The 11,494-nt window shown below is 63.9% G+C and carries 8 protein-coding genes and 1 pseudogene; 8 read left to right on the top strand and 1 reads right to left on the bottom strand.

Annotation, left to right across the window (positions count from 1 at the left end):
- The 8 genes from FVW20_RS17715 to FVW20_RS17750 form a co-directional block, all read left to right on the top strand.
- A partial coding sequence (locus FVW20_RS17715) for a Mur ligase family protein (protein WP_196610615.1) occupies window positions 1-1,513 on the top strand: 1,513 nt, incomplete at its 5' end.
- Window positions 1,514-1,714: 201 nt separating this feature from the next.
- On the top strand, window positions 1,715-2,866 hold the full coding sequence (locus tag FVW20_RS17720) for a GGDEF domain-containing protein (RefSeq protein WP_196610616.1): 1,152 nt from the start codon (window positions 1,715-1,717) through the stop codon (window positions 2,864-2,866).
- A gap of 171 nt (window positions 2,867-3,037) precedes the next feature.
- A complete protein-coding gene (locus FVW20_RS17725) occupies window positions 3,038-3,607 on the top strand; it encodes a cupin domain-containing protein (RefSeq protein ID WP_196610617.1) in 570 nt (189 codons plus the stop codon).
- A gap of 460 nt (window positions 3,608-4,067) precedes the next feature.
- Window positions 4,068-5,150: a YeiH family protein gene (locus FVW20_RS17730; RefSeq protein WP_196610618.1), complete on the top strand. Its 1,083-nt coding sequence runs from the start codon at window positions 4,068-4,070 to the stop codon at window positions 5,148-5,150.
- 181 nt (window positions 5,151-5,331) lie between these two features.
- Window positions 5,332-5,775, top strand: a complete 444-nt coding sequence (locus tag FVW20_RS17735; RefSeq protein ID WP_196610619.1) for a universal stress protein — start codon at window positions 5,332-5,334, stop codon at window positions 5,773-5,775.
- Window positions 5,776-6,280: 505 nt separating this feature from the next.
- Window positions 6,281-7,189 carry a phosphate/phosphite/phosphonate ABC transporter substrate-binding protein gene (gene phnD / locus FVW20_RS17740; protein ID WP_196610620.1) on the top strand — a complete coding sequence of 303 codons (909 nt, stop codon included), beginning with the start codon at window positions 6,281-6,283 and terminating at the stop codon, window positions 7,187-7,189.
- Window positions 7,190-7,191: 2 nt separating this feature from the next.
- A complete protein-coding gene (locus FVW20_RS17745; protein WP_196610622.1) occupies window positions 7,192-8,709 on the top strand; it encodes a sensor histidine kinase in 1,518 nt (505 codons plus the stop codon).
- On the top strand, window positions 8,706-10,064 hold the full coding sequence (locus FVW20_RS17750) for a sigma-54-dependent transcriptional regulator (RefSeq protein ID WP_196610621.1): 1,359 nt from the start codon (window positions 8,706-8,708) through the stop codon (window positions 10,062-10,064). The genes FVW20_RS17745 and FVW20_RS17750 overlap by 4 nt, the downstream gene beginning before the upstream one ends.
- Window positions 10,065-10,186: 122 nt before the next feature.
- On the opposite strand, the pseudogene FVW20_RS17755 reads toward FVW20_RS17750, so the two are convergent.
- Window positions 10,187-11,224 (bottom strand): annotated as a pseudogene (locus tag FVW20_RS17755) (helix-turn-helix domain-containing protein).
- Window positions 11,225-11,494 lie beyond the last annotated feature (270 nt).

Here is an 11,494-nt window from a genome sequence, read left to right on the forward strand (position 1 = left end):
CACCCTGCCCCTGCTGGCCTGCTGGGGCGCGGCGCTGACCGCGCCGGAGGCCGCAACGTACGCCAAATGGGCGGCGGGCCTGGTGCTGCTGGCCGTGGCCGCCGTGGAAGACAACCCCCTGAAGGCCGCCAAGAAGAAACTGGTGCTCACCGCGCGGGTCAGGCGCATCCTGTCCGTGGCGCTGGGGCTGACGGCGGTGTACGCCGTGGCGCTGGCCCTGTGCCCCGCCAACCCCGCTGCGCTGTTGCCGTTCTGGATGCTCGGGGTGCAGGCGCTGCCGCTGACGCTGGTGGCGGCCAACGCCTCGCTGGCCCCGGTGGAGGCGCGCATCCAGCAGGGCTTCTGGAACGAGGCCCATCAAAAGCTGTTGCGCCTTGCGCCCACGGTCATCGCGGTCACCGGCTCGTACGGCAAGACCAGCGTGAAGCACATCCTGGCCCACGTGCTGGGCTGCTACCACCCCACGCTGATGACGCCGGGCAGCATCAACACGCCCATGGGCATCTCGCGGATCATCCGGGAACGGCTGACCGACGCGCACCGCTTCTTCATCGCGGAAATGGGCGCCTACGGCATCGGCTCCATCGAACGGCTGTGCAGGCTGGCCCCGCCCGATTTCGCCATCATCACCAACGTGGGCCCGGCGCACTACGAACGCTTCAAGGATCTGGCCACCGTGGTGCGGGCCAAGTTCGAACTGGCGCACGCCACCGTGGCCCGTGGGGGCCGGGTGGTGCTGCCCGCCGCCCTGCTGGGTTACGACCATGCGCGCGACTTTGCCGCCGCCAACGCGGGCGCGGTGCTGCTGTGCGCGGGTACGGACGGGGGTGCCGGACCGGACGTTGCGGGCGTGACGGTCATGACGGTCATGACGGGCGCGCCGGAACCTTCCGTGCGCGTGCTGGAGGCCGGGCAGGACCTTTCCGGCATCCATGCCCGCCTGCTGTACCAGGGGCAGGAATATGCGGTGCGCGCGCCCATCCACGGCATGCACCACGTGGACAACGTGGCCCTGGCCTTTGCCGCCGCGTGCGGGGTGGGCGTGGAACCGCAGCGGGTGGTCAGCGCCCTGCGCAGCCTGCCGCAGATCGCCCATCGGCTGGAGGTGAAGCCCCAGCCCGACGGCTCCGTGCTCATCGACGACGCCTATAATTCCAACCCCTCCGGCTTCGCCTCCGCCCTCGACCTGCTGGACCTGTACCGCAAGGCCGGGCGGCGCGGCGTGCTGGTGACCCCCGGCATGGTGGAACTGGGCACCCTGCACGACAGCGCCCACGCCGACCTTGGCGCCCGCGCGGCAGCCTGCGCCGACGTGCTGCTGGCCGTTTCCCCGGACCGCATCCCCACGCTGGTGGATGCCTTCCGCGCCGCCGCCGGGCCAGACCAGCTTGTGGTGGAATGCCCGGACTTCGCCGCTGCCCGCGCCTGGCTGGCCGCCAACATCGGCCCCGGCGACGCCGTGCTGCTGGAAAACGATCTGCCCGATCTGTACGAGAAGAAGGTGCGGGTGTAGGGGGCCGCTTCTCGGCCACCGTACAACCCATTATTCCACCCCTTGACGGAACAGTTCCGGTACGCTCTACTGCCGAGACACGATAACGGAGACGGCACAACGGCGTTAATGACCAGCTTTTGCAATAAAAGTCGGCCTTGTGACACACGTTACGTGCAACTGCAGCAGCATGGATACCAGCACCCCCAGCAGACACACTCCATGACATACCTGTCCACGATCCACGTCGATATTCTCATGTGTCTCGCCTTGCTGCCAGCCATTGCAGTTGCGGGCATCAAGCTTGACAGGAACATTCCCGCGCACCGGCATCTCATATCCGTCATGGTGTGCGTCTTCACCCTGCTTGTGCTTGAAGCATGCAGCGTGGCGCTGGATACCAACTTCAACGCAACGATCCGTGACAACGTGCAGCTTGTCCCCCTCGGCAAGCTGATCAACAGCATCGGCTTTCTGCTGGTGCCCGTGCCCGCCTTCCTGACGTGGACCTTCCTGCACCATTGGACCGGCGTGCGCCTTGCCCCATCTGCCATCCTGTTCTGGACGCTTCCCCTGGCCTGCAACGCGGCACTGGCCATACTCAGCTACAACGCGGGGCTGCTGTTTTCCATCGCGCCCGACAACACCTACTCGCGCGGGCCGTGGTTCGTCGTATCCCCGGCCATGTTCTACGGCTATCAGGCCCTGACGGTAAGCGTCCTGATCCGACATCGCGCCCGGCTGCGGGCAGAAGAAGCGGCCCTGTTCGCCCTGGCGTTGGCCTTGCCCGCCATAACCGCGGCCATCCAGTTGCACTACTTCACCTTCCTGACCATCTGGAGCAGTTGGGCCATCTCGTGCATCATCCTGCTGGTGACCGTGTTCATCAATTCGTCCGAACGCGACGAACTGACCAAGCTGGCCAACAGGACCGCCTATCGCAACGCCATCGCCAAGGCCCGTCGCATGCGCGAACTGAAGATGTGCGTGGCCCTGCTGGACATGGACGGCCTGAAGGCCATCAACGACAGATACGGACATGCTGCCGGGGATCATGCATTACTGACGCTAGCCGAAGGCCTGCGGACAACCTTTGACGAAGGGTTCAGCGTGATGCGCTTTGGCGGCGACGAATTCGCCGTGGTCCAGTTCGACAACGACCCCGCCGCGATCTACGAACGGCTCTGCACGCTTGAAAACAGCCTGGCGGAACAGGATGCCACCTCCGGCAGGACATACCGCGTGGCCTTCAGTTACGGGCTGGCCTGCTCGCGCGACGGCGAAAGCGTTGACGCCCTGCTGAAGCGGTGCGACACGCTGATGTATGACCGCAAACGGCAGAAGCACCTCAAGGCAGGCGCGTCCGCCCCCTGAGCGTTGCCAGCCTGGGCCTGATTGCCACCCGGCTGGCCAAGACGCCGCCGGGTCGGCCCGGACCTTCCCGCTGCGGCCAGGGCAAGCCCTCCCTCCCGGCCCAGGCAGAGCGGACGACCTGCCGCCGGTTCCCGGACCCGACCCCACACCCGACACCCCCTGGGGAACAGCATGCGCACCTCTACCACCTTCTGCCCCGGCAGCACCTGTTTTCCCGGCCTCGTCACCCCTGCCTCCCGGCTAACGGCCTGCCGACTGGCGCCCCCCGGCTTGCTGGCCGCCCTCATGCTGTGCGCCATCACGCTGTCAGGCGGTTGTGCGCCCCGGCACACGAACACGCCAGCCGCCCCCAACTCCACCCCCCAGTCCGTCGACCAGACCTCCGGCCAGGCCGTCAGTTCCGTCCAACTCGTCCAGTCTGAGCGCAGTTGGGACGGCGCCACGCTGCCCGCGTATCCGCAGGGCCAGCCGCAAGTCACCATCCTGCGCATCACCATTCCCGCCGGGGCGCGACTGCCCCTGCACCATCACCCGGTGATCAACGCCGGGGTGCTGACACGCGGGCAGTTGACGGTAACCACGGCGGACGGCAAGGAACTGCGCCTCGCGGCGGGCGACCCCATCGTGGAGGTGGTGAATACCCCGCACCTGGGCTTCAACCCCGGCAACGAGCCCGCCGAAATCATCGTCTTCTACGCCGGGCAGGCGGGCACTCCGCTGGCCGTCAAGCAGGGGCAATAGCCGCCCCGCTCCCGCGCCGGAGATGATGACGGTGCGGGTCCGGTCGCGGCCCGCGTCGTCGGCAAGGCCCCGGAGCGCCAGTTGACAAGGTCGGCCACCGGGGTCACCCGCGGTTCCACGCCGATCTTCTCCGCGGCCTGTCGCCACGTTGCCCGTGCCGGGCCTTCGGCGCTGCACGGCCCCCACTCGTTGCCATGGACCGTGATCCGGGCGGGATGGGGCTCCTCGTCATCCCCGGTCCAGGTACCGACCTTCTCCGGGAAATCGCATCCTCCCTCGTATCGCAAGCAACAGTCCATGTTCCCGTTCGGGAACATGGACTTCAAATGCGTTCCCCTACGGCCCACCAAACCCGGCCGAAGCGGGACGTCATCTTCGTAACCATCCGAAATCACAACATATGGTTTTCTGGCATTACTCTTGCCCAAGGCGGGGACACCACAGCACGCAGGAGGATCCCATGTCGGAAAACGTCATTTCGCAACCCTTTGAAAAGCAGCAGGCATTCGCCCAGGCAATATTCGAAAGCCTGCCCGGCCTGATACTGGTCACGGCGGTGGCCCTTGTGGCCAACTTCTTGGCCCCGATGCTTGAAACCTATCCCCTGTTCAAAACCTACCTCTCGCTCAAGGACTTCATCCTGGCCATCATCATAGGCATCGCGATCCGCAACACCGTGGGCGTGCCTGCGGTGTTCCAGCCGGGCCTGCGCTACTCCACCATCATGACCAAGACGGGCATCGTGGTCATGGGGTCGAGCTATTCGCTGGCCGGCCTGGTGTCGGTTGGCGGCCAGGCCCTGGTGTTCATCGCGGTGTTCCTGTTCGGCACCGCCCTGATCATGATGTGGCTCTGCAACAGGCTTGGCATGTCTTCGTCGCTTGGCGCCTGCCTGGCGGCGGGCATGTCGGTGTGCGGCGTTTCCGCCACCATCGCCATCTCCCCGGCTGTGAAAGCCAAGAACGAGGACATGGCCTATGCCATTGCGGTGGTCCTGATGTTCGGCCTGCTGGCCCTGGTGGCCTTCCCGCTGGTGGGCAGGCTCTTCAACCTGACCGCCGAGCAGTTCGGCGCCTTCGCGGGCGTGGGCATCATCAATTCCGCGCAGGTGCTCGCCGCCGGGTTCGGCTACAGCCCGGACGCCGGGAAGGTAGCCGGCATCTACAACATCGGCCGGGTGATCTTTTTGCCTTTCGTGGTGCTGATGCTGGCCCTCATGGCCGCAGCGCAGGAGGCAAAGCAGGGCAACGAAGTGGTCAAGATCAACAAGTTGCAGATGATCCGCGACAAGTTCCCCCTGTTCATCCTGGGCTTCATCACCATCGTGTGCATGAACACCATGGGAATGCTGAGCAAGGCCGAGATCAAGGTGGCCAAGATGTTCATGGAATGGGCCTTCCTCTTGGGCTTTGCCAGCATCGGCCTGACCACGCGCCTCTCCGACCTGCGCGCAGCAGGCCTCAAGGGCTTCGTGTTCGGATTTGGCGTCGCGGGCCTGAAAGCCGTGTTGGCCCTGGTCGCTGTCCTCTACTTCATGAAATAATCAAAAGGAGCCGATCATGTCTTTCTTCAAGTCCATCTCAAAGTCCCGCCGTCAGGATTCCATCGTCGTCTTCCTCGGGTTCGCGGTCATCGCGTTGTGCAAGGTTCTCGCTTGATTCATGTTTTCATCCAGGCGACCGCCGGACGAGCGTCCGGCGGTCGCGCTTTTCAAGGAGAGTGGAATGAGACGCATTTTACTTGGCAGCGACGGCTCGGCGCAGGCAAGACAGGCGGAAGACCACGTGATCTCCCTGGCGCATGAAGAGGGCGGCAGCATTCTGGCTGTGCATGTTGTGGAGAAAGACCTCATGCATTATGGAATGGTTGACCCCCTGGCCACCCAGGGCGACAAGGAAGGCTTCGTGCACTACGTTCGCGAACTGGGCGAGCGCGAATGCCTGAACCGGCTCGGCGAGTTTCGCCAGCGCGCTCGCAAGCGGGGGGTGGAGGTCACGCTGATGGTTCGCTGGGGCGAACCGCTCGGAGAAATACTGGCGGCCGCCACCGAAAACCGCGTGGACGAGGTCTTCCTGCCCCCACGTTGCTGGGGCAGGGAATTTACCGGCGCGCGCCTTGCCGAAACCGTGAACAGCTCATGCCCAAGCAAGGTCACCGTCCTCGCATGATGGCCCGCACCAAGATTGCTGTCCGGAGTTTTCCATGCTCGCGGTGAATGGTTCGTCCCGGGCAGAGAAACACCGTCACGCCAACTGCGGGTGATGCATCCTGGACAAGAGTGCTGCCTGTTCATTCGTCATGGTGTGAAATTCATCCCAACCCTCGACCGGCCTTTGGGGTGGACATCATTCTGACGGAGAAATATCAAGCGAGCCCATGGCTGGACAGGCCGAATGCAGAGGCATGGCGGCCTTGCTTTCCAGCTTCGGGCAGCGCGTTGCGCAACATGCACAAGAACGGGCCGGTGGTGCTCGTGCCAGAGAACGAATGGCCTCGTGATGAAGCCCCTGAAGGAGGATGCAGCACCCCGTTTAGCCTGACAGGATATCTTGCGGGGTTCTGCTGTCCGTATGCGGGAGATGCAAAGGGGCGCCGGCCTGGCCCTCCGGATCTGCCGCAACCGCCTTCAAACCTAACCTGAGCCAGCGCCTATGCCGCGGGCCGGAGTTGTCCATGGGCCACATGTTCGCCACGCCGCTGGTCGTCCTCTCTCTCTGCTTCGCCATCTGCTTTTCGGCGCCCGACGCCCTCGCGGACGAATCTTCCCCCAAGCGCATTTTCAAGTTCGGCGTAATCACGCTGAACCATCCCCTAGTCATCTACCAGCAGTACCAGCCCTTCCTCGATTACCTCTCCGAGCGCCAGCCATGGCGCTATGATCTGGTACTGGAGCAACGTTACTCGGCCATCGTCGACCGCCTCCAGGCCGGCACCCTGGACATCGCCCTGCTGGCTGGCCGCACCTTCCTGCAGGCGCGCGAACGTACGCCGCTCGACCCCATATGCGCCGTCACGGGCGTGGACGGCACCCCCACCATCCGCAGCCTCATCGTGGTGCGCGATGACCGCAAGGACATCCGCACCGTGGCCGACCTTACCGACAAGCGCTTCGCCTTCGGCTCGCCGGACTCCACCGCAAGCTATCTCGTTCCGCTGGATTATCTGAAGCAGCATGGCATTACCCTCGCCTCCTTCTCGCGCTGGGACAATCTGGGCACCCACGACGCCGTTGCCCGAGCCGTGCTGCGGGGCGAGTACGACGCCGGGGCCGTGGGCGAACCCATGGCCATGCGCTACCTGGGCTCCGGGCTTCGCATGCTGGCGGCCACGCCGCCGTTCCCGGGTTTCATCATCGTTGCCCGGGCCGCCGTGCCCGAGCCCGTGCGGGAGGCCCTTCGCAGGACCCTGCTGGCCATCGACCCCGCATCGCCCGAGGTGACAGCCCGCTCCACCGGATGGAACGAGGTGCTGCGCCACGGGTTCGTTACAGTGGACACCTCGGTGTACGAAGCCTTCCGGGCCATGGAGACGCGCATGGGGCTGTCCCCCCAGGAACAGACCGGAACGGAGGAAAAACCGTGAAGATGGGCATGCAGGCCAAGCTCATACTGCTCGCCGTGCCCTGCATCGCGGTGTTCATCGGCGTCATAAGCTTCGTGACCATACAGCGCGAAGAGGACCTGCTTCTGCGCGATGTCACCCAGCAGGGCCTGGGAATCGCTCGTATCTCATCTGTCCTGTTCACCAATGCCAGCATCTACGAAAGCCTGGGCATGGTGGATTCCACCGGCATGACCGACTACCTGGACTATTTCGTGGCCGACGTGATGCGTCTTGATGCGCGCATCGTCTACTTCATGGTGTTCGACACCGAAGGGCGCGTCATCGCCCACAACAACCTGCGCGAATACGGCAGAATCCATTCGGACGAAGCCACCGCGGCCGCCCTGGGCGCCACCGAGCCGCTCGTCACCCAGAAGGACACCGCAGACCTCGGGCCCCATCTGGACATCGCGGTCCCGCTGACCATCGGCTCGAAACGTTGGGGGGCGTGCCGCATCGGATACTCGCTGAATGCCATGTACCAGGGCCTGCGCACGCTGCGCTCGGAGGTGCTGGGCATAAGCGCCACGATGCTCCTGGTGGCGCTGGCCCTGGTGTGGTGCGCGGGCAGGCATTTCTCGAGGCCGCTCACGGCGCTAACCCGGACAATGAACGACATCACCGCGCGCGGCGACCTCAGCACTCCCATACGCGAGCTTCCGGCCCGAGAGGACGAGATAGGCGTCCTGCAGGCCAGCTTCCTGTGGATGGTTGCGCGCCTGCGCGACGCGGAGCGCGAGCGCCTGCGCAGCATCGAGGGCATGCACCAGGCCGAGAAGCTGGCCAGCATTGGCCAACTGGCCTCGGGGGTTGCCCATGAGATCAACAACCCCCTGGGTGGGGTGATCCTGTGCTTTCGCAACCTCACCGCTGGCGGCATGGACGAAGATGCCAGGCGCCAGCACGAGAAGGTGATCGACGACGGCCTGGAGAAGATCCGACGCATCGTGGGCGAGCTCATGCATTACGCACGGCCCGCGCCGCTGGCCGTGAGCGAGACGCGCATCGAGGACCTGTTCGCCAGCACCCGGGGCCTTGTGGAGTTCACCCTCCAGAGGAAGGGCGTGACCCTTGTGAGCCATGTGGCCCCGGACGTGATGCCGCTTTTCATCGACCCGGACAAGATGGGACAGGTGATCTTGAATCTGGTGCTCAATGGCGCCGACGCCATGCCTGCCGGGGGAACCCTCACCCTGGATGCCAGGATCGTCGGAAACGAGGTGCGCATCACCGTGTCCGACACGGGACCGGGCGTGGCGCCCGAGCACCGCGAACGCATCTTCGATCCGTTCTTCACCACCAAACCCTCGGGAAGCGGTACGGGGCTGGGGCTTGCCGTGTCCGCTGCCATCGTCTCCCGGCATGGCGGCACGCTGACGCTAGAGCCGAGGGACCAACCGGAACCGGACACGAACGCAGAAGAGGGCGCCGCAACGCCCGCGTCAAGCACCGGCGCAACCTTCGTCATCCGCCTGCCTCTCGCAAGGGACACTCCATGAGCAAGCATTCGGTACTTCTTGTCGAAGACGAACTCTCCATGCTCCTCGGCATGCAGCACGCCCTCTCCCAGGCGGGCTACGAGGTAGCCACCGCGGGTGATGCCGAAAAAGCCCGGCAACTGTTGCGGCAACGTCCCTTCGACCTCGTCATCACGGACCTGAGGCTTCCGGGCATGAGCGGAATGGAGCTTCTGGAGGGCATCTGCGAGCTTTATCCCGGCACGGGGGTCATCCTCATCACCGCCTTTCCGGAGGTGGAACTGGCGGTGCAGGCCATCAAGGCCGGGGCCTTCGACTTTCTGTGCAAGCCCTTCCCGCGCGACGGACTGCTTATCGCTGTTGAGCGCTACTTCCGGTTTCTTGACCTCAAGCGTGAAAACGCGAGGCTTCGCGGCGAACGCGACGAGGGCGAGTTCATCGGCGAGAGTCCGATGATGCTCAAGGTGTTCGAACGCATCCGGGCAATCGCCGGGTCCTGCGTGCCGGTCCTGGTGCTTGGCCCCAGCGGTTCCGGCAAGGAACTGGTGGCCGGTGCGCTGCACCGCCTGAGCAAACGGCGCGACAAGCCCTTCATCAAGATAAACTGCGCGGCGTTGCCGGAGCATCTTCTGGAGAGCGAACTCTTCGGACACGAGAAGGGCGCGTTCACCGGGGCGCAGCAGGCCCGCAAGGGCAAGTTCGAGGCCGCCAACGGGGGCACGCTCTTTTTCGACGAGGCGGGAGAGATGCCGCTTGCCGTGCAGGCCAAGCTCTTGCGCGTGCTGGAAGACCAGGAAGTGACCCCGGTAGGGGGGAACATACCCCGCAAGGTGGATGTACGCACCGTGTTCGCCACGGCCCGCGATCTTGAGGAAGCCATAGAGGCAGGAACCTTCCGCGAGGATCTCTACTATCGCATAAACGTGGTGCCCGTGACCCTGCCGCCCCTGCGCGAGCGCGGTGGCGACGTGGCTCTCCTGGCGGAGCGCTTCCTGCGGCGCTTCTGCGCCCAGCACGACAGGCAGGTCACGTTCTCGGAGCAGGCCCGCAACGCCCTTCTGGCCTACGACTACCCCGGCAACGTGCGAGAGCTGCGAAACGCCATCGAACGCGCGGTCATCCTGTGCGCCGAAGACAGGATCCACGTGGGGCACCTGCCCAAGCGCATCCGCGACGCCACGCAGGCAAGCCAGGAGCAGCAGCCGGGAGAAACCAGTTTTGGCCACCTGGCCGACGGGGTGGCCCGGTTCGAGAAAAAACGCATCCTTGAGGCACTGGAAAAGACGGGGGGGCGAAGAATTCGGGCTGCGGAGCTTCTGGGCATCACCCGGAAGCAACTCTGGCTCAAGCTCAAGGAACTGGACATCAAGCTGTAGAACCGCCGGGGGAAATTGCCCGGGAGCACGCGCCAACCGGAACGCACCCGACGATTCTGCTCTGTAGTAGTCCAGACTTGATCTGACATCCTGCTCCGTCCTGATGGCGCCGGTTGTCAGGTTTAGTTGAGTTGTCCCACCTTTTCTTCCCAGAGCTTCTTTCCATCAAGAAGTGTTTGCATGGGCGTTCTGCCACAGAACATTTTCTTGATGCGTCATCTTGCCATTGCAGTGCTCCATCCATGTGCCAGAGTGTGTCTGCAACTCTTCCAGAGAGTGATACAGCTTGCGCCGGAAGGCAACATGGTAGAACTCGTGCAGGATGGTATTGTGGAAGCGTTGGCAGATGCCGCTTGTCTGCGGGTGCCGTGTTTTGGTTCTGGTGTGTGCGATGCCGTTACGCCCAGATAGAGCTGGTAATCATGTGTTTCCAGCTTGCCGCAGTATTCCGTGCCCCTGTCCGTCAGGATGCGGAGGAGGCCCATTTCCCGTGAGGCAAAGAAGGGCGGAACCCGGTCGTTCAGCAGGTCCGCCCCGGTGATGGGCGTCCTGGTGGTGCACAGCGTGGTCGCCGCCCACTTGGAGTACGTATCCACCAAGGTTTGCTGGTAAATGCGACCAACGCCCTTGATGGTGCCCACGCAAAAGGTGTCCTGGCTGCCAAGATAGCCCGGGTGGAGGCTTTCTCTCTCGCCGCAGGCTTCGCCATCCTGTTTCTTGCTCTCCAGAGCCTGTACCTGCACCCCAGTCAGCACGCGGCCTTCCCGGCGGATTTCTTCTCCAGGGCGCGCAGGCGCTGTTTCATGGAAGACAGGCCGTGGCGCAGCCAGATGGAGCGCACGACCGACGGCGAGACGAAGACGCCGCTCTTGCGCAGTTCGTTGCTGCGCCCGGACTTGCCCGTGGGCCGGAAACTCGATGGCGAGTTCGATGACCGCCTGCACCGTGGCTTCCTCGACCCGGTCCTTCAGGTTCGGTTTCTTGGGAGTGACCTCGAACAGCGCCTCCACGCCGCCAGCATCCCGTGCCGCCCGGTACCGGTAAAAGGCATCCCTCCAAAACCCCATCATGCGGCACGCCTCGGAGATGTTGCCACGGTCCGCCGCGAGGTTGAGAAGTCCGGTCTTGTGACGAATGACGTTTTGATTGAAACTTTCCATGAGGGAACTCCGTGGGCATGGTGCCCGGTTGATGGTTCGCTTGCACTTCCATCAAAACGGAGTTCCCTCCTTCGTTCAAGGGGGGGGGCAGATCAAGCCGAGACTACCTCACATAAACAGCATGCCCCCGTTGCAAAACAGAAGGTAATACCTAACCAAAACGGACTAATCCGTTATAAAATCTCTTGCTGGACTTGTCTTCAATGCCTTTAAAAGTATGGGGAACAAGTCCTCACTCCGGTGGTTAAACCGAAAACAAACTTCACCCAG

It is taken from the genome of Nitratidesulfovibrio oxamicus (assembly GCF_015731765.1).
Classification (GTDB): domain Bacteria; phylum Desulfobacterota; class Desulfovibrionia; order Desulfovibrionales; family Desulfovibrionaceae; genus Cupidesulfovibrio; species Cupidesulfovibrio oxamicus.